The 18,450-nt window shown below is 74.1% G+C and carries 15 protein-coding genes; 10 read left to right on the top strand and 5 right to left on the bottom strand.

Annotation, left to right across the window (positions count from 1 at the left end; translation table 11 throughout):
- Positions 1-2,070, bottom strand: coding sequence for a bifunctional serine/threonine-protein kinase/ABC transporter substrate-binding protein (locus tag EIO00_RS24060; RefSeq protein WP_161602631.1), 2,070 nt, complete (start codon positions 2,068-2,070; stop codon positions 1-3).
- 366 nt (positions 2,071-2,436) lie between these two features.
- Here EIO00_RS24060 and EIO00_RS02815 point away from each other — a divergent pair, with 366 nt between their 5' ends.
- Complete coding sequence (locus tag EIO00_RS02815; protein WP_140175301.1) at positions 2,437-3,363, top strand: SDR family oxidoreductase; 927 nt, start codon at positions 2,437-2,439, stop codon at positions 3,361-3,363.
- Positions 3,364-3,464: 101 nt separating this feature from the next.
- On the opposite strand, the gene EIO00_RS02810 is transcribed toward EIO00_RS02815, so the two are convergent.
- Positions 3,465-4,448 (bottom strand): helix-turn-helix transcriptional regulator, encoded by a 984-nt coding sequence (locus EIO00_RS02810; protein ID WP_140175300.1) that lies wholly within the window; start codon positions 4,446-4,448, stop codon positions 3,465-3,467.
- 290 nt (positions 4,449-4,738) lie between these two features.
- Here EIO00_RS02810 and EIO00_RS02805 point away from each other — a divergent pair, with 290 nt between their 5' ends.
- Positions 4,739-5,359: a ComEA family DNA-binding protein gene (locus EIO00_RS02805; RefSeq protein WP_140175299.1), complete on the top strand. Its 621-nt coding sequence runs from the start codon at positions 4,739-4,741 to the stop codon at positions 5,357-5,359.
- A 9-nt stretch (positions 5,360-5,368) separates the two neighbouring features.
- Here EIO00_RS02805 and EIO00_RS02800 read toward each other — a convergent pair whose 3' ends face one another.
- From EIO00_RS02800 to EIO00_RS02790, 3 genes are read right to left on the bottom strand one after another with little or no spacing between them, the layout of a single operon-like run.
- Entirely contained in the window at positions 5,369-6,307 is a 939-nt protein-coding gene (locus tag EIO00_RS02800) for an NAD-dependent epimerase/dehydratase family protein (RefSeq protein WP_140175298.1), read from the bottom strand.
- Positions 6,304-7,557, bottom strand: a complete 1,254-nt coding sequence (locus EIO00_RS02795) for a cytochrome P450 (protein ID WP_140175297.1) — start codon at positions 7,555-7,557, stop codon at positions 6,304-6,306. The genes EIO00_RS02800 and EIO00_RS02795 overlap by 4 nt, the downstream gene beginning before the upstream one ends.
- A complete protein-coding gene (locus EIO00_RS02790; protein WP_140175296.1) occupies positions 7,554-8,306 on the bottom strand; it encodes a glycosyltransferase family 2 protein in 753 nt (250 codons plus the stop codon). Before EIO00_RS02790 ends, EIO00_RS02795 begins: the two co-directional genes overlap by 4 nt.
- An 82-nt stretch (positions 8,307-8,388) precedes the next feature.
- On the opposite strand from EIO00_RS02790, the gene EIO00_RS02785 reads away from it, so the two are divergent.
- From EIO00_RS02785 to EIO00_RS02750, 8 genes are all read left to right on the top strand, one after another.
- Positions 8,389-9,573, top strand: a complete 1,185-nt coding sequence (locus tag EIO00_RS02785) for a cytochrome P450 (RefSeq protein ID WP_241661072.1) — start codon at positions 8,389-8,391, stop codon at positions 9,571-9,573.
- 94 nt (positions 9,574-9,667) lie between these two features.
- Positions 9,668-10,750, top strand: a complete 1,083-nt coding sequence (locus EIO00_RS02780; protein WP_140175294.1) for a Zn-dependent alcohol dehydrogenase — start codon at positions 9,668-9,670, stop codon at positions 10,748-10,750.
- Positions 10,751-10,850: 100 nt separating this feature from the next.
- A complete protein-coding gene (locus EIO00_RS02775; protein ID WP_140175293.1) occupies positions 10,851-12,011 on the top strand; it encodes a steroid 3-ketoacyl-CoA thiolase in 1,161 nt (386 codons plus the stop codon).
- A gap of 42 nt (positions 12,012-12,053) precedes the next feature.
- Positions 12,054-13,070 carry an MBL fold metallo-hydrolase gene (locus EIO00_RS02770; RefSeq protein ID WP_140175292.1) on the top strand — a complete coding sequence of 339 codons (1,017 nt, stop codon included), beginning with the start codon at positions 12,054-12,056 and terminating at the stop codon, positions 13,068-13,070.
- A gap of 402 nt (positions 13,071-13,472) precedes the next feature.
- Complete coding sequence (locus EIO00_RS02765) at positions 13,473-14,708, top strand: cytochrome P450 (RefSeq protein ID WP_140175291.1); 1,236 nt, start codon at positions 13,473-13,475, stop codon at positions 14,706-14,708.
- Positions 14,709-15,216: 508 nt separating this feature from the next.
- Positions 15,217-16,524: a glycosyltransferase family 4 protein gene (locus EIO00_RS02760; RefSeq protein WP_241661071.1), complete on the top strand. Its 1,308-nt coding sequence runs from the start codon at positions 15,217-15,219 to the stop codon at positions 16,522-16,524.
- Positions 16,525-16,538: 14 nt separating this feature from the next.
- A complete protein-coding gene (locus tag EIO00_RS02755; protein ID WP_175596112.1) occupies positions 16,539-17,303 on the top strand; it encodes a class I SAM-dependent methyltransferase in 765 nt (254 codons plus the stop codon).
- Positions 17,293-18,438, top strand: a complete 1,146-nt coding sequence (locus tag EIO00_RS02750; RefSeq protein ID WP_140175288.1) for a prenyltransferase/squalene oxidase repeat-containing protein — start codon at positions 17,293-17,295, stop codon at positions 18,436-18,438. The genes EIO00_RS02755 and EIO00_RS02750 overlap by 11 nt, the downstream gene beginning before the upstream one ends.
- The last annotated feature ends 12 nt before the right edge of the window (positions 18,439-18,450 follow it).

The raw sequence follows: 18,450 nt of genomic DNA, 5'->3' as shown, positions 1-18,450 counted from the left end.
TCACAGGCGGGCGGTCGCGGTGGTGCCCAGCAGCGTCATCCGTCCCTGCCTGACCTGGTACACGTACACGTTCGGGGCGGTCAGCCGGCCGCCGGGGGCGAAGCGCAGCCGCTGTCCCAGGCCCGGCACGTCCACGGAGTCCAGGTGCCGGCCGATCTGCTCGCGGGTGGTCCGGCCCGCCTTCACCGCCGACACCAGCGGCAGCGCCGCGTTGTAGCCCTCCACCGCGTACCAGGAGGGAGGGTGCCCGAACCTGGCCTGGAACCGCTGCCGGAACCGCGCATCCGCCCAGGCCGGGTCCAGGCAGCCGCAGTACGCCACCGTCCCCTCCGGCGGCGGCTCCCCGCGCAAGGCCCACTCCCCGACGTAGAAGCGGGCCTTGAGGCCCTTGTCCTTCGCCGCCTCGACCAGTCCGGCGGCCGGCCAGCGCGGACCGGGATACATCACCGCCTGCGGCCTCCAGTCCCGGAGCCGGTTCATCAGCCAGCGGACGTGCTCGTCGGAGAAGCCGAGCATGTAGACGGTGTCGACGCTCACGCCCCGCTTCTTCAGCGCCTCGGCGAAGACATCGGTGAGGTCCCGGTGCTCGCCGTCGTCGATCACCGCGACGCGTTCGGCGGCCCCGGAACGGACGACGAACTCGGCCAGGCTCTGCATGGCGGCGTCCCGCGCGGGGACCACCCGGCGGTAGAGCCCCTGGGAGACCGCGGTCCACCGCGGTGCGGTCATCCCGGGGGAGATCGCCGGCATGCCGTCGGTCCGCAGGGGGACTCCCGTGGAGCCCTCCACTTCGCTCTCGGTGGGGCCGATCACGGCCACCGCACCGGCGTCCACCGCGTTCTGCAGCGCCGTCTCGCTCCCGCGCCGCGCTCCCCCGGTGTCGTAGTCGACCAGCCGGATGCGGGTGGCGGGATTCGCGGCGTTGTGCTCCTCGATCGCGAGCCGGGCGCCCTCCCGCATCTCCCGGCCCGCCTCCGCCGACGATCCGCTCAGCGCGCCCACGAACCCCACCGTCACCGTGGCCGGCGGCCGGGGCTGCCGGGGGCGGCGATCCCCCTGGGCGAGCACGAACACCGGGACGACCGTCAGCAGCACCGCGGCCGCCGCGCCGGCCGCCAGGAGCGGCGCCCGGCGGCGGGACGGGCGGCCGGCCGGCGTCGGCCGGGTGGGGAGCCCGCCCGGGCCGGCCAGCAGACGGGTCGCCGTCTCGTACAGGGCGGGGCCGGTCGCCGGGCCGGGGGCGGCGCCCGCCGCGACGAGCAGCCGTCGCAGCACCTCCTCCCCGTCCGGGCGCCGTGCCGGGTCCTTGGCCAGGCAGGCCTCGGCGATGTCGGCGAGGGCGGGCGGCAGCGGGGACAGGTCCGGACGGGCGTGCAGGATCCGGTGCATCACCGCCGGGATGGAGTCGTCGCCGAAGGGGGGCCGGCCGGTGGCGGCGAACAGGATCGTGCCGGCCCAGGCGAACACGTCGGTCCGGGGCCCCGCCTTCTCGCCCAGCACCTGCTCGGGGGCCATGTAGCCGGGGGTGCCGACGGCCTGGCTGGTGAAGGTGGCCGATTCGGCGTCCAGCGCCCGGGCGACGCCGAAGTCGACGACGCGCGGCCCGTCCGGGCCCATCAGCACGTTGCCGGGCTTGAAGTCCCGGTGCACGACCCCGGCGCGGTGGATGGCCGCCAACGCGGTCGCCGTCCCGATCGCCAGCCGCATCAACGACGAGGCCTCCAACGGCCCCTCCCGCGCCACCAGCTCCCGCAGCGACGGACCGGGAACGTACTCGCTGACGAAATACGGCACCTCCCCGGCCACATCGGCCGCCAGCATCCGCGCCGTGCAGAAGGCGGGCACCCGGCGTGCCAGCCGGAGCTCGCGGACGAACCTGCGCATGGCCTTGCGGTCGCCGAGCAGCCGGGCGTGCAGCGTCTTGACCGCCACCGGCCGCCCATGGGGGTCCCGGCCGAGGTAGACGGCGCCCTGACCGCCCTCCCCCAGCCGCCCGACCAGCTCATAGGCGCCCAGCCGACGCGGATCGTGGGGGTGCAGCGGCGCCGCCGACGTTCCCTGTCCAGTCACCCGCACGCTCCCTGAGTCAGTGGATCATCCCCTTTCTGGGGACGCAGTGTCGTCTGTCCTAGTTCACGTACGTCACATGCGTCCGGTGAACCGGTTCCAGCGGTCGCGGAGCGTCCGCCCACCGGCCTCGGGCGCCTCGCCGGGCCGCCGCCGGGTCTCCCGGGCGTCGTGCTCCCGGCCGCGCGGTCCGGACCTCCCCGCGCCGAACGCGGGTCTCCACGGGCCGGCCGGGTCCTCGTTCACCGCGAACGAACCGCGAACGACTCGCCGCCGGAGGCCGCCGCCGGGCCGCCCGGCGGACGCGCAGCAGTGTTCCATGCGAAAAGCCGACAGCGGGTGTCATGTTTCGGTGCGAGCGTGGGTCTCATGAACGAGACGCTCGAGGGGAAGCTCAAGGGAAAGATCGCCCTGGTCGCGGGGGCGACCCGGGGCGCCGGCCGGGGCATCGCGGTCGAGCTGGGGGCGGCCGGCGCGACCGTCTATGTGACCGGCCGCTCCACGCGGGGGCGGCGCTCGGAGATGAACCGGCCGGAGACCATCGAGGAGACCGCCGAGCTGGTCACCGCGGCGGGCGGCGAGGGCATCGCGGTGCCCTGCGACCACCTGGACCGCGAACAGGTCAAGGCGCTGGTCGAGCGGATCGACCGCGAGCAGGGCCGGCTCGATGTGCTGGTCAACGACATCTGGGGCGGCGATCCGCTGACGAACTGGACCGACCCGGTGTGGAAGCAGGACCTGGACAAGGGGCTGCGGCTGCTGCGGTTGGGCGTGGAGACCCACATCGTCACCGCCCACTACGCGATCCCGCTGCTGATCCGGCGTCCGGGCGGGCTGGTCGTGGAGATCACCGACGGGACCGAGGAGTACAACCGGGACCGCTACCGGTTCTCGCTGTTCTACGACCTGGCCAAGGCGTCGGTGAACCGGATGGCGTTCGCGCTGGGCAAGGAGCTGGCCGCGCACAAGGCGACGGCGGTGGCGATCACTCCGGGCTGGCTGCGCTCGGAGATGATGCTCGACATCTACGGCGTCACCGAGGAGAACTGGCGTGACGCCTGCGCGAAGGAGCCGCACTTCGCCATCTCCGAGACCCCGGCGTTCATCGGCCGGGCGGTCGTGGCGCTGGCCGCCGATCCGGACGTGGCGCGGTGGAACGGCCGGAGCACCTCCAGCGGCGCCCTGGCCGCGGTGTACGGGTTCACCGATGTGGACGGCAGCCGTCCCGACGGCTGGCGCTACATGGTGGAGGTCCAGGAGGCCGGCAAGCCCGCCGATCCGACCGGCTACCGCTGAGCGCCGGCCTCGGCGCCCGCGACGCCCGGGTCCCACGGCGACGACCGGGGTGCGGACGCGCGCTCCGGCCGTCGCCGGCCGGCGGGCCGGGCGGGGCGTCGTCAGGCCGGGCGGCTCCGATAGAGCGCGCCGAGGCGGGCGGCGGCCTCGGCCATGCGGTCGCGCAGTTCGGGGGGATCGAGGACCTCGACCTCGGGGCCGAGCCGCATCAGCTGGTCGTAGGCGACGTCGAGGGACTCGACGGGCAGGTCGGTGACGATCCGGCCCTGCGCGTCGGGCTCGGCGGCGGTCTGCAGGGCGCGGTGGGCCGCGGGCGGCTCGACGGCGTGCCGCAGCCGGCGCGCCCCCGCGGGGGTGAGCCGGATCCGCACCGTCTCGTGCAGCAGCGTCTCCACGAACTGCGCCGACTGTTCCGCCCAGAAGGACCGCAGGTCGAAGGACTCGTCGCGGTCGAAGGTCCGGCCGGTGGACTCCACGGCGGTCACCCGGTCGACACGGTAGGTGCGGTAGGTGCGGTGGTCGCCGTCCACCCGGCCGACCAGGTACCAGGTGCCGCCTTTGAGGACGAGCCCGTACGGGTCGACGGTCCGGGTCACCTCGCGGTCCCGCCGGTAGCGCAGCACGACCGTCTCGTCCCCCCACGCCGCCCGCGCCAGCGCCGCCAGCATCGGCGGCGGCCCGGTGACGTCGAACCATCCGGCGACGTCCAGGTGGAACCGCTGGCCGGTCCGCGCCGGCGCGTCCTGCAACGACGCCGGCAGCGCCGCCAGCACCTTGAGCCGGGCCGCCGCCACCGCCTCGGCCAGCCCCATGTCCTCGGCCGGCCCGGTCAGGCCCGCCAGGAACAGCGCCTCGGCCTCCTGCCGGCTCAGCCCGGTCAGCCGGGTCCGGTAGCCGCCCACCAGCCGGTAGCCGCCGCGCCGCCCCTGCTCGGCGTACACCGGGACGCCCGCGGCCGAGAGCGCCAGCACGTCCCGTTGGACGGTCCGTTCGGAGACCTCCAGCTCGCGGGCCAGCTCGGCGGCGGTCATCTTCCCTCGCGCCTGCAGCAACAGCAGCAGCGAGACCAGCCGCGATGCGCGCATGACCCCGGTCTACAGGACGCCGGCGGCCGGGCGCATCCTCCCGAACCCGGCCGGGCGGCTCCCTCATGCATTTCTCCTGCACCGGTCCCTCGGCCCGACGCCGCCCCGCCGGAGGAGCTCCTCGGGGCCGGAAGTCCGGCTCCGCGCAAGGTCCGTGCAAGGCCCGCGCGAGACCCGCGCGAGATGGGCCGCCGCGGCGATGAACCGTCGGGGCCGCGCGACGATCCCATTGAGGGAACCGTTCGGAGCGGTTTTTCGTTCCATTCGTCGGGAGTGGCGAGGGGGGGTCGATGACCGAGCAGCCGCAGCAGCCGTATCCGCCCAAACTGCCACCGGGCGCCGGGGCGCCCATGCCGCCCGTGGTGAACGTGCACCACCACCATCACCTGCACACGCCGGCGGCGGCGCAGAACACCAGCGACATCCACGTGTTCCACCTGGTCATGACGGTGCTGTCGTGCGGGGCTTGGCTGCCGATCTGGGTCATCCACGCGATCGTGATGGCGGTGAAGCGGCCGGGATCCCCGCTCCCCCCGATGCCGGGCGCCCCGATGACGCCGGAGCAGAGCAACCGGCTGGCGGTCGAGGAGGCGCAGGCGCGGATGCGGCGGCGTCAGGAGGCGCGGAAGCTGGCGATGGAGAACCCGCTGACGGCGCGGGAGCTGCTGATCGGGCGGACGGACGTGCCGGCGGCCCAGCGCCCCTACGACGACGGCGGGCTGATCGACGTGAACACGGTCCCGGCGGTGGAGCTCACCCGGTTCGGGATCAGTCTGGAGGACGCCGAGCGGATCGTGCGGCTGCGGGCGGAGACCGGCGGATTCAGCTCGGCGGAGGACCTGGCGACGGTGGCGGACCTGCCGCCCCACCTGCTGCCCCAGCTCAGGGAGTACGGGCTGTTCCTGCGGTGAGCGGCGGTCTCACCAGTCCGCCGCACCGGTGAAGTCGGTGGGGGCCGGGGCATAGCCGAGGACCTCGCGGGCGGCGGTGATGTCCAGGGTGCGCTCCACCGCCAGATGGCCGATCGCGTAACGGGTGAGGCGGGGCGGCCGGGGCCGGCGGGCGGCCAGGAAGGCGCCCTCCACGACGGCGGCCAGCGGCCACGCCGCGGCGAGCGGCAGATACACGGGGCGGGCGGGGACGCCGCGTTCGGCCAGCACGGCGCGGAGCGCGTCGTCGAGGACGACGGGGGCGGCGTCGGCGACGTTGAAGACGCCGCGGTCGACCGGGCCGGTGGCGGCCAGCACGCAGGCCTGGACCAGGTTGTCGATCGAGGTGAGGCTGATCGGCTGCCGGCCGTCGCCCACGGCGAACAGGAACGGGCCGCGCACCGCCGCCAGCACCCGGGGCAGCAGGGTGGTGTCGCCGGGGCCGTAGACGGCGTGCGGGCGCAGGATGATCGCGGGGCGCCGGCGCATGGCGGCCAGGACGAGGCGTTCGGCGGCCGCCTTGGAGGCGCCGTAGCCGTTCAGGTAGCGGTCCACCGGGGCCTCCTCCTCGCGGGCGGCGACGGTGGGCCGGCGGGGGTCGTACACGCTGGCGGTGCTGACGTGCACGAACCGCGCCCGGGGGAAGGAGGCCAGGACGTGGCGGGTGCCGCCGAGGTTGACGCGGAAGAACTCGCCGATCGGCCCCCAGTCGGTGACGCTGCCCGCGCAGTGCACGACCGCGTCCGCCTCGGGCGCGTCCGCCAGCGGCCCGGCGGCGATGTCCCAGGAGCGGTACTCGGCGCCGCCGACGTGCGCGGGGTCCACCCGCGGGCGGCGGCCGTAGGCGAGCGTCTCCACGCCCCGCCCGACCAGCGCCCGGCACACCGCGCCCCCCACGAACCCGGACGCCCCGGTCACGACGATCCTCATCGCGCTGCGGCCCTCCTGACGACGAGCTCACGATAGGTCGGGATCAGCACGCCCCGGGCGGGGCGGCGGCGGACGATCGTCAGCGGCGCGGCGTCCAGCACCGTCGAGGCGACCGCCCGGACCTCGGCCATGGCGATCGGATAGCCGATGCAAAAGTGCGGCCCGGCCCCGAACCACAGCCGCCGCAGCTCCGGCGGATGCGGCCGGTCCAGGTCGAACGGCCCCAGGGCGCGGCAGCAGTTGTGCGTGACGATCACCACCCGGTCGCCCGGCCGCACCCGCACGCCGCCGATCCGGGCCGGGGCGTGCACGCTGCGGAGCATCACCGGGCTCGGGGTGGTGTACCGCAGCGTCTCCTCGAGGGCGGCGTCCAGCAGCGACCGGTCGGCGGCCACCCGGTCGAGCCCGCCGGAGTCGTGCAGCAGGGCGATCAGGCGCGGCAGACAGGCGGCGACCGTCTCGGTGCCGGTGAGGAAGAACGCGCCCGCCGCTCCGCGGGCCTCCTCCTCCGACAGCCCCAGCCGCCGCATCCGGCCCATCACCGTGCCCTCGTCCCCGGCGGCGTACGCCCGGGCGGCGACCTCCCCCAGCGGGTCCAGCACGGCGCGGGCGCGCTCGATCTGCGCAGGGGCGAGACGGCGGGTCCGCAGCGTGACCATCGACACGATCCGCTCGCCCTGCTCGAACAGGCGGCGATAGGCGTCCTCGTCCCACGCCCCCTGCGGGGGGACGATCCCCTCGGCCGTGCCCTCCCGCGGCGCGGGCCCCGTCCGCCCGTCGGCCCGCCCGTCGGCGTCCGCCGTCCCGGTGAGGCCGATGACGTTCCCGATGACCGCCCCGGCCATGACCCGCATCGCGTCCACCAGGTCGACCTCCTCGCCCCGGGCCAGCCGGGCGGCGAGCCGCTCCAGCGGCCCGGCGAGGACCCGGGCGCACAGCCGTTCGGCGTAGCCGGGGGTGAACAGGCCGGCGAGCTTGCGGCGCAGCGTCCGATGGGCCTCGCCCTCCATGTTGAGCAGCACGGACGGGCCGAGCACGGGCGTCCACAGGTCGCCGGGAGAGCCGGGCCCGTCCTTGCGGAAGGTCTCCTGATCCATGAGCGTCTCCCGGGCCAGGGCCGCGTCGTTCACCACGACCCCCACGCCCGGCACCCGCACGACGGGGCCGCGGCGGGCCAGGAGCCTCAGCAGGGGGTAGGCCAGCGGATGGGCGGCCAGATACAGCCGCCGCTCCCACCTCGCGGGGTTCACCGGACGTCCACCACCTCGGGGGTGTAGCGGTGGTCGGCGTACCAGGCGACGGTCCTCAGCAGGCCGTAGGCCCGCAGCCGCCGCACCGAGCCGTACACGATCACGTCCTTGCGCAGCCCGTAGGCGGTGGTGAGCGTGCGCACCCGGTTGACCAGGGCGCGGTCCTCGTGGACCTCCTCGATCGCGGTGCGCGGGAAGCCCCCGGCGCGCTCGTACAGGGCGGCGCTGATCGCCAGGTTGCAGCCCGGCATCACCACGTACGGCCCCAGGTAGGCGGGGCCGCGGTTGCCCGGCCGCAGCCGCCCGGCGAACGCCGCCGTCGCCAGCACGGCGGGCAGGAGCCGGCGCTCCCACCAGGCGAGGGGGAACTCGTCGGTGCGGGGCCGCAGCGGCCCGCTGACCATCTCCAGCCCGTCGGCGAACGCGCGTTTGACGGCGGCGATCCAGCCGGGGTGGGGCAGGCAGTCGGCGTCGGTGCGGGCCAGATGCGTCGCGCCCTGCGCGATGGCGTGCCGCATGCCGGTGTCGGCGGCGGCCCCGGTGCCCTTGCGCGGCTCGGCGATCAGGTGCAGCGTGAGCTCGGGGTGCCGGTCGGCGAACTCCCGGACGATCCTCGCGGTGGCGTCGGTGCTGCCGTTGTCCACCACGACGAGGCCGAAGCCGCGGTCGGTCTGCCCGGCCAGACGGCGCAGCGTCCCCTCGATGAGACGTTCTTCGTTGTAGGCGGGAACGGTCACCCATAGATTCACCTGCGCAAAGGTACAGAATCGGGCATCGGGCGCCATGAGCGCTTCTGCTCAGGGCGCCCTGAGTCATTGCGCGGGGGTGCGGGTGAGACACGGGGCGAAGGTAGCGGCGCGGCACGAGGCGCGGCTGCTGTGGGCGGGCAATCCGGGGCTGTTCGCGCTGTTGCAGGCGGCCCGGCACACCGCCCCGATCCAGCGGTTCCCCCGGATCGGCTGGGTGGTGACCGATCCGGTGCTGGCCCGCCGGGTGCTGAACGACGCGGCGTGCTTCGGGATGTCCGAGGAGGGCGGGGTGGGTCACCTGTGGGCCCAGCTGTTCGGCCCGCGGATGGGCGCCCTGTTCGGCGGGTCCAGACACGCCGAGCTGCGCGCCCGCGCCCGGGACCTGTTCACCGAGGAGGGCGCCCGGACCCTGGTCGAGCGCTCCCAGGGCGAGCACTACCGGAGGCTCGCCGAGCGGCTGGCGGACGGGGAGACGATCGACGTGGCCGACGCCGCCCGGGTGCTGGCCGGGCGGCTGGTCGCCGATCTGCTGGGACTGCGACCGGAGTCCCCCGCCGACGACGACGCCTACCGGGAGATCTTCGCCGCCGGGGAGCGGCTGGCCCGGCTGGCGATGGGCACCACCGCCTCGACCGTGCTGCCCGCCGAGCGGATCCGCCGGGCCCGCCTCATCGTCGACGACATCACCCGGGGCGTCGAGGAGGGATACCGGACCGCCGGGCCGGAGACGATCCTGGGCCGCTGCCGCGAGATGGGGCTGGACCTGCCGCTGACCCGCGGGCTGGCGACGCTGCTGGCCATCGCGGGCACCGAGACCGGGGCCTCGGGGACGGCCCGCACGGTGGCGCTGCTGCACGACACCGGGCAGCAGGCGGACCTGCTGGCCGATCCCGGGCTGATGCCGAACGCGGTCCGGGAGGGGCTGCGGGTCACCACCCCGGCCCCGGTGATCGGGCGCGCGGTGCTGCGGGACGCCGAGGTGGGCGGCCGGCTGCTCCGGGCGGGGGAACGCGTGCTGCTGCTGACCTATCTGGCGAACAACGCGGTGGGGCCGTTCGACGTCCGGCGCGCGTACGTGCCGCAGACCCGGCAGCTGTGGTTCGGGGCCGGCCGGCATCTGTGCCTGGGGGCGGCGGTGGCGCGCACGCAGATCGCCCGGATGCTGGAGACGGTGACGGCGGCGGGGCCGTACCGGATCATCGGCCGCCGCCCGGCCCGGCGGGTGCTGGTGCCCGCCTACGCCTCGCTGCGGGTCCGCGCCGCCTGAGGGTTGACCGTCCCGCGCCCGTCAAATAGAACCTGTTTCAGAAATAACCCAGCGCGCGTTTGGCGCAGCAGCGAGGGAAGGGCAGGGACCTGTCATGCGAGCCGCCGTCCTGCACACCGCCGGGGCCGCCGAGATGGATCTGCGCGACGACGTCGCCCTGAGCCCGCCGCAGGCCGGCGAGGTCCGGGTGCGCATCCGGGCGACCGGGATCTGTCATTCGGACCTGTCGACGATGAGCGGCGTGCTGCCCGCCTCCCTGCCCGCGGTGCTGGGGCACGAGGCGGCCGGCGAGGTGGTCGAGGTCGGGCCGGGGGTCACCGCGCCCGCGGTGGGCGATCACGTCGTCATCAGCTTCACCCCGGCCTGCCGGCGCTGTCCCGACTGCTTGGCCGGACAGCCCTACCTGTGCACGTCCGAGATCGACGGGGCGTTCGGCAGGGCCCCCTTCGCCTGCGACGGCGCACCGGTCTACCGGATGGCCGGGTGCGGCTCGTGGGCGGAGGAGACGGTGGTGCCGGCCGCCGCGGCCGTCCCGATCGACCCGGACGTCCCGTTCGACCTGGCCGCCATGATGAGCTGCGGCGTCACCACCGGTGTCGGCGCGGCGCTGAACACCGCCCGGATCCGCCCCGGCGACAGCGTGGTGGTGTTCGGGGCGGGCGGCGTGGGGCTGTCGGTCGTCCAGGGCGCCAGGCTGGCCGGCGCGGCGGTGATCGTGGCGGTGGACCCCCTGGAGGCCAAGCACGAGATCGCCCTGCGGATGGGGGCCACCCACGCCACCGTCCCGGACGGGCTGGCCGAGCTGCAGGGCGCGCTGACCGGCGGGCGCGGGTTCGACCACGCCTTCGAGGCGGTCGGCCGGTCGGCCGTCCTCCAGGCGGCCTGGGACGCCGTGCGGCGCGGCGGCGACGTGATCCTGGTGGGCGCGGGCGGGGCCGACGACGTCTGGCGGGCGGACATGTTCTCGCTGCTGTTCCTGGGCAAGAACGTGCTCAGCTCGCTGTACGGGAGCTCCGACGTGGAGCGCGACGTGCGCCGCTGGACGGACCTGTGGCGCGCCGGCCGGCTCGACCTGGAGGGGCTGATCACCCGCCGGATCGCCTTCGAGGAGCTCAACGACGCCATCGCCGCGCTGCGCAAGGGCGAGGCGATCCGCCAAGTGGTGGTGTTCGACTGATCCCGCGCACGGGTCCGCGCGGCGCACCGGGCTACCGCACCGAACTAGAACGAGTTACATTTCCACCAGGGAAACTGAATCTCGTTCTACAGGAGGCCGCATGGCGGACCCGGTGATCGTGGAGGCCGTCCGAACCCCGATCGGCAAGCGCGGGGGCCGACTCGCCGGGCTCAAACCCATGGCGCTGCTGGCCCGCACGCTGACCGCGTTGGTGGAGCGCTCGGGGATCGATCCGGCCGAGATCGAACAGGTCTTCTCCGGCTGCGTCACCCAGGCCGGCGAGCAGGGCGGCCACCTGGCCCGCTACGCCTGGCTGTACGCGGGCCTGCCCTGGCAGGCCGGCGTCACCACGATCGACGCCCAGTGCGGCTCCGGCCAGCAGGCCGTGCACCTGGCCACCGCGATGATCGCCTCCGGGGCGGTGGACACGGCGGTGGCCTGCGGCGTGGAGGTGATGAGCCGGGTCCCGCTGGGCCGCAACGTCCACCCCGACGACCCCCGGCCCGACGACTGGTCGCTGGATGTGCCCGACCAGTTCACCGCCGCCGAGCGGATCGCCCGGCGGCGCGGACTGACCCGCGCCGACCTGGACGCGTTCGGGGTCCGTTCGCAGGCGCTGGCCGCCAAGGCGTGGGCGGACGGCCGGTTCGACCGGGAGGTCGTGCCGATCGAGGCCCCGGTGCTGGACGCCGAGGGCAACCCGACCGGCCGGACGCAGACCGTGACCCGGGACGAAGGGCTGCGCGAGACCACCGCCGAGGGACTGGCCCGGCTCCGGCCGGTGCTCGGCGAGGGCGGCCTGCACACCGCCGGGACCTCCTCGCAGATCTCCGACGGGGCCGCCGCGGTGTTGCTCATGTCACATCACAAGGCCGCCGCGCTGGGCCTGCGCCCCCGCGCCCGCATCCGGGCGCAGGTCCTGGTGGGAGGCGAGCCCTACTACCACCTCGACGGCCCCGTGCAGGCCACCGAACGGGTCCTCGCCAAGGCCGGGATGAGCATCTCCGATCCGGACATCTTCGAGGTCAACGAGGCTTTCGCATCAATCGTGCTGTCCTGGGCCAAGGTGCACGAACCGGACATGGATCGGGTGAACGTCAACGGCGGCGCGATCGCCCTCGGCCACCCCGTGGGGGCCACCGGAGCCCGCCTGATCACCACCGCGCTGCACGAACTGGAGCGCCGGGAGGGCGCCACGGCGCTGGTTACCATGTGCGCGGGCGGGGCGTTGTCCACCGCCACCGTCCTCGAACGCTGCTGACCCCTCATCCCGGCATCGACACAGAGCCAGAGAAGAGCGCGCGTGGCCGTCACACCTGCACCGGACGCACCGGCACCGGAATCCCTGGGCGGGGGTGTCTGGACCGTTCCCGTCCCCATCCCCGGCAACCCCCTGGCCCACACCCTGGTCTACGCGGTGGAGAGCGAGCGCGGACCGGTGCTCGTGGACGCCGGATGGAACCATCCGGACGCCTGGACGGCGCTGCACGACGGACTGCGGTCCCTCGGGCTGGCCGTGGAGGACGTGTACGGGGTGGTGGTGACCCACTTCCACCCCGATCACGCCGGGCTGGCCGGCCGGGTCCGGGAGGCCTCCGGCGCGTGGATCGCCATGCACCGCGAGGACGCCGAGATGGTGCGGCGGTTCCGCGCCAGGGCGGACGAGGTCGGCGACCGCCGGTGGGAGACGGACGCGCTGCGCCGGGCCGGGGCGGCGGAGTCCGAGCTGGCCGACTTCTCCGAGCAGGGCCGGAGCCGGATCGAGCCGCCCGCCGTGCCGGACCGCGAACTGGCCGACGGGGAGCTGGTGGACGTGCCGGGCCGCAAGCTGCGCGCGATCTGGACCCCGGGGCACTCCCCCGGTCACATCTGCCTGCATCTGGAGGACGGGGACCGGATCTTCACCGGCGACCACGTGCTGCCGCGGATCACCCCGCACATCGGGCTGTACCCCTACGACCTGCCGGACGTGGACCCGCTGGGGGACTTCCTCGGCTCGCTGGAGCGGGTGGCCGAACTGACGGTCGGCGAGGTGCTCCCCGCCCACCAGCACCGTTTCGAAGGGCTGTCGGCCCGCGCCCGCTCGATCATCGAGCACCACGAGGAGCGCATGAGGGAGATCACCCGGCTGCTGTCGGACCGCCCCGTCACCCTGTGGGAGGTGACCGCCGGAATGCGGTGGCGGCACCCGTGGGAGCGGATGCCGATGGAGGCCCGCCGCATGGCCGCCGGGGAGGCCGCCGCCCACCTGCGGACCCTGGAGCGCCGCGGCGCGGTGCGCCGGCTGGACGGCGACCCGCTGCGCTTCGTGCTCCTGTGACCCCCGGCCTCGTCCGGCCCCCGGCCCGGACGAGGCCGCCGCCGGCGCCCTGAGCCGGGACCGTCCGGCCCAGGGCGCCGCACGCCGCCCACGGCCCGTCCCCGATCCGGGAGGCGGGCCGTTCTTCGCGCATCGATCCGTGCTCCCTGCCTCGGCTCGCGCCCCGGGCCGCGCACCGCTCCTTCACGCCGCCCCCTCGCACCGGCTCACGCACCGGTCCTCGACCCCGCCCCCTCGCCCCGGTCGGAGAGGTTTCGTCCAGCGGGATTGGACTCTTGTCGAGACTGGAGTCTCATGTTAGAACCGGTTCTAACCAACGCTCCACCAAGCAAGCGCTCAGCCAACACCACCGCGGGGACCGCGCGCCCCTCACCCGATCGCGCCGGACGAAAAGGACCGCTGATGCGCCCTGAGATCAACGTCATCGACCCGAGCGTCTACGAGCGAAGCGGCGTGCCGCACGACCAGTTCACCTGGCTGCGCGCCCACGACCCGGTGCACTGGCACCCCGACCCCAACGAGAACGTCCCCGGCTTCTGGGCGATCACCAAGCACGCCGACGTGATGCACATCTCCCGGCACCCGGAGCTGTTCTCCAGCCACCTGCGGGGCTCGCTGTTCGAGGAGTGGTCCGACGACGACGTGGCCCTGTTCGGGATGATGATGCTGTTCCAGGACCCGCCGGACCACACCCGCAACCGGCTCAAGGTCAACCGGGGCTTCACCCCGCGGATGATCGCCAAGCTCGAGGATCACATCCGGGACATCTGCCACGAGCTGATCGACAACGTCGCCCCGCGCGGCCACGCCGACTTCGCCGAGGAGATCGCCGCTCCGCTGCCGGCGTATGTGATCTGCGAGCTGCTCGGCGCCCCGCAGAGCGACCGGGAGATGATCTGCGACTGGTCCAACAAGATCATCGGCTTCAACGACCCGGAGCTGTCCGGGGCCCAGGAGGAGGCCGCCAAGCTGGCGGCCGAGCTGATGGAGTACGCCTCCCGGCTGGCCGCCGAGCGCCGCGCCGAGCCGCGCGACGACATCGCCACCCGGCTCCTGCAGCCGGACGAGAACGGCAACGTGCTGTCGGACGAGGAGTTCCAGCTCTTCGTGCTGATGCTGGTGATCGCGGGGCACGAGACCACCCGGACCGGCTCGGTCAACGGCATCCAGGCGTTCTTCGACCACCCCGACCAGTGGGAGCGCCTCAAGAACGATCGGAGCCTGCTGCGCACCGCCCCCGACGAGATCGTCCGGTGGACCAGCCCGCTCAACCTGTTCCGCCGCACCGCCGTGCGGGACACCGAGCTGCGCGGCAAGAAGATCAGGGCCGGCGACAAGGTCGTGATGTTCTACCCGTCGGCCAACCGGGACGAGGAGGTGTTCGAGGACCCGTTCACCTTCGACATCGGCCGTGACCCCAACCCGCACGTCGGGTTCGGCGGCGGGGGCCCGCACTACTGCCTGGGCTCCCATCTGGCCCGGCTGGAGCTGCGGGTGCTGTTCGAGGCCGTGCTCGACCGGCTGCCCGACATCCGTCCCGCCGGCGAGCCCCGCAGGCTGCGCTCCAACTTCGTCAACGGCATCAAGGAGCTCCAGGTGGAGTTCACCCCCTCGCCCCGCCGGGACGGCTCGATGTGAGCCGCCCCCGCTCGGGGGAGGAGGACGGGAGAGGGAACGACCCGGCGGCTCCCCGCGGCGCTCCGCCGGGCCGGCCGTCGGGACGGCCGCGACGCGTCCGCGCGGACGCCGGACCCGGCGGGACGCCCCGGGGAGGGGGAGGCGCGTCCGTCCGCCGGTCCGGGCCGCTCCCGGGAGCCCGTACGCTGGATCGCGCCGGTGACCTCGTCCGACCTCGTCCCGCCGGGCCTCGCGGGAGACCGCGCCGGGCGGCCGACGGGCGCGGCATCCCGGACGTCCGCCTCATCCGGCTTGGGGCCGTGCGCCCTGATGCAGACACTTTTGGACACCATGCCTAACATAGAACTCACCGGTAACCTTCGACGGCTAAGGTCGTAGTTCGTTCGGCAACGGCGTCAAGGAGATGCCGATCAGGGGATCCGGCCCTGATCAGGCGCCTTGCGGCCCCAGACGGGGCAGGAGAGAACAGGGGTGGTGCGTGAGCGGGGATGTGGATGAGCCTTTGCGCGTGGCCCTGCTCTCGTACCGGAGCAAGCCGCACTGCGGCGGCCAAGGCGTATACCTGCGGCACCTGAGCCGGGAGCTGGCCGCCCTCGGGCACCGGGTGGAGATCTTCTCCGGTCAGCCCTACCCGGAGCTCGACTCCGACGAGATCGTCCTGACCAAGGTCCCCAGCCTGGACCTGTATCGCGAGCCGGACCCGTTCCGGACCCCCGCGCTGCACGAGTACCGGGACTGGATCGACGTGCTGGAGTTCGCCCACATGCGCACGGGCGGATTCCCCGAGCCGCTGACCTTCAGCCTGCGGGCGCTGCGCGAGCTGCGGCGCCGCCGCCGCGACTTCGACGTGGTGCACGACAACCAGGTGCTGGGGCTGGGCAACCTGGGCATCCCCCGGCTGGGGCTGCCGCTGGTGACCAGCATCCACCACCCCATCAGCGTGGACCGCAGGATCGAGCTGCAGGCCGCCCGGGGGTGGCTGCAGCGGCTGGGCAAGCGCCGCTGGTACGGGTTCGTGAACATGCAGGCGCAGGTGGCGCGGCGGGTGGGGACCATCCTCACCGTCTCGGAGTCCTCCAAGATCGACATCGTCAAGGACTTCAAGGTCGACCCGCGCGACATCGAGATCCTGCCGCTGGGCGTCGACACCCGGATCTTCCATCCGCGCGGCGACCGCGTCCCGGGCCGGATCGTGGCGACGGCCAGCGCCGACTCTCCGCTCAAGGGCGTGGACGTGCTGCTGCGCGCGGTCGCCAAGCTGGCCACCGAACGCGACGTGCACCTGGTCGTGGTGAGCAAGCTGCAAAAGGACGGCCCGACCGAACGGCTGGTGCGGGAGCTGGCGCTGGGCGAGAGGGTGCGCTTCGTGTCCGGGATCTCCGACGAGGAGCTGGGCGAGCTGCTGGCCTCCGCCGAGATCGCCGTCGTCCCCTCCCGCTATGAGGGCTTCTCGCTGCCGGCCGTGGAGCACATGGCCTCCGGCACCCCCCTGATCGCCAGCCGGGCCGGCGCCCTGCCGGAGGTGGTCGGCGACGCGGCCGTGCTGGTCGAGCCGGGCGACGTCGAGGAGCTGTCCGCCGCCCTGCGCCGGCTGCACGACTCCCCCGAGGAGCGCGCCCGGTTCAGCGAGGCGGGGCTGGCCCGGGTCACCGAGCGATACGCCTGGCCCGCGGTGGCGCGGGCGACCGTCGAGCACTACCGGGCGGCCATCGCCCGGCAGAACTACCTGCGGCTGGCCGCGGGGGCGGCCCGGGCAGGCGCGGACCTCCGCTCGCCCAAGGCCGTTCGTCACCGGGCCGCACGAGCGTCCCGCTAGGAAGGAGCACCACCCTGCTGACCGTGGATTTCCGGCGGTTCCCCATCGTTCCGGGGGAGCACGTGCTGGACATGGGCTGCGGCGCCGGACGGCACGCCTTCGAGCTGTACCGGCGGGGAGCGCACGTCGTCGCGCTCGACATCGACCAGAGCGAGCTGGACGGCGTGGAGAAGATGTTCGGCGCGATGCGGCTGGAGGGCGAGGTCCCCGAGGGGGCCACCGCCCGCACCGTCCAGGGGGACGCCCGGGACCTGCCGTTCCCCGACGACAGCTTCGACAAGATCATCGCCTCTGAGGTGCTGGAGCACATCCCCGACGACATGAGCGCGATGCGGGAGCTGCTGCGGGTGCTCAAGCCCGGGGGGCGGCTGGCCGTCACGGTGCCGAGCTGGCTGCCGGAGCGGGTCTGCTGGGCGCTGTCGGAGGAGTACCACACCGCTCCCGGCGGGCACGTGCGGATCTACACCCGGGCCGAGCTGGAGGCCAAGCTCAAGTCGCTGGGATTCCGGGTCGACGGCCACCACCACGCGCACGGGCTGCACACCCCCTACTGGTGGATCAAGTGCGCGGTCGGGGTGAACGACGACGACAACCCGCTGGTCAAGGCCTACCACCGGCTGCTGGTGTGGGACATCGTCAAGCGCCCGCTGCCGACGCGGCTGGCCGAGGCGGTGCTCAACCCGGTGCTGGGCAAGAGCGTGGTGGTCTACCTCACCAAGCCGTCCACGCCCGGCCGCCCCGAGGACCTCGTCGGCGAGGAGAAGGCGGATGCGGTCTGAGCCCCCGGTGCACGAACCCCCTTCGGTACCGGGGGTGGTGACCGCCGAGGACATGGTGGCCACCGCCCGCAGCATCGTCGCCCAGCAGGAGCCGTCCGGGGCCATCCCGTGGTTCGCCCCCATCGGGGACGTGGCCGGTCATGTGGACGCCTGGAACCACGTCGAGGCCGCCATGGCGCTCACCACCGCCGGGCTGCGCGAGCCGGCGCGCCGGGCGTACGAGTGGCTGGCCTCGGTGCAGCGGCCGGACGGGTCGTGGCCGGCCAAATGGGTGCTGGGCGAGGTCACCGAACCGGGCGGCGAGTCCAACCACGCCGCCTATGTGGCGGTCGGGGTGTGGCACGAGCTGCTGATGACCGGGGACGAGGACTTCGCCCGGCGGATGTGGCCGACCGTCCGCCGGGCCGTGGAGTTCGCCCTGGGCCTGCAGACCGCCCGCGGCGAGATCCGGTGGATCCGTCACCCCGACGGCACCGCCGCCGATCAGGCCCTGCTGACCGGCTGCTCGTCGATCTACCAGTCGCTGCGCTGCGCGGTGGCGCTGGCCGAGCGCCTGGACGACCCCCAGCCGGACTGGGAGCTGGCCGCCGACCAGCTCGGCCATGTGGTGGCCCGGCATCCGGAGGCGTTCGCCGACAAGAGCCGCTGGGCGATGGACTGGTACTACCCGGTACTGGCCGGGCCGGTGCGCGGCGCGGACGCCGATCGCCGGCTGGCGGCGGGCTGGGACGCCTTCGTGGTGGAGGGGCTGGGCTGCCGCTGCGTCAGCGACCAGCCCTGGGTGACCACCGCCGAGAGCTGTGAGCTGGTGCTGGCCCTGGAGGCCATCGGAGACCGGGACCGCGCCCTGGAGCTGTTCGCCACCATCCAGCACCTGCGGCACGAGGACGGCTCGTACTGGACCGGCTGGCAGTTCGAGAACCGGCGGCACTTCCCCGCGGACCGCTCCACCTACACCGCCGCCGCCGTCATCCTCGCCGCCGACGCCCTCTGCGGACGCTCCCCGGGCTCGACGCTCTTCAAGGAGATCGGCGGCCGTCCCCTCGGCCCCAGCGAGCCCGCCGACCCGACCGCCTGCGGGTGCGTCCCGGCCGCTCCGACCCGCACGGCCAACCCCGTCCGCACGCGCATGTGAGGGGGGCCGGGC

The sequence above is a fragment of the Thermomonospora catenispora genome (assembly GCF_006363815.1).
Classification (GTDB): Bacteria; Actinomycetota; Actinomycetes; order Streptosporangiales; family Streptosporangiaceae; genus Thermomonospora; species Thermomonospora catenispora.
The sequence above is the reverse complement of the archived record's forward strand: the minus strand, read 5'-3'. Positions and strand labels throughout refer to the sequence as shown.

Coding starts and splice junctions, on each gene's coding strand:
- EIO00_RS02815 (WP_140175301.1), top strand. CDS start 2,437: ATGAACGAGACGCTCGAGGGGAAGCTCAAGGGAAAGATCGCCCTGGTC.
- EIO00_RS02810 (WP_140175300.1), bottom strand. CDS start 4,448: ATGCGCGCATCGCGGCTGGTCTCGCTGCTGCTGTTGCTGCAGGCGCGA.
- EIO00_RS02805 (WP_140175299.1), top strand. CDS start 4,739: ATGACCGAGCAGCCGCAGCAGCCGTATCCGCCCAAACTGCCACCGGGC.
- EIO00_RS02800 (WP_140175298.1), bottom strand. CDS start 6,307: ATGAGGATCGTCGTGACCGGGGCGTCCGGGTTCGTGGGGGGCGCGGTG.
- EIO00_RS02780 (WP_140175294.1), top strand. CDS start 9,668: ATGCGAGCCGCCGTCCTGCACACCGCCGGGGCCGCCGAGATGGATCTG.
- EIO00_RS02775 (WP_140175293.1), top strand. CDS start 10,851: ATGGCGGACCCGGTGATCGTGGAGGCCGTCCGAACCCCGATCGGCAAG.
- EIO00_RS02765 (WP_140175291.1), top strand. CDS start 13,473: ATGCGCCCTGAGATCAACGTCATCGACCCGAGCGTCTACGAGCGAAGC.
- EIO00_RS02750 (WP_140175288.1), top strand. CDS start 17,293: ATGCGGTCTGAGCCCCCGGTGCACGAACCCCCTTCGGTACCGGGGGTG.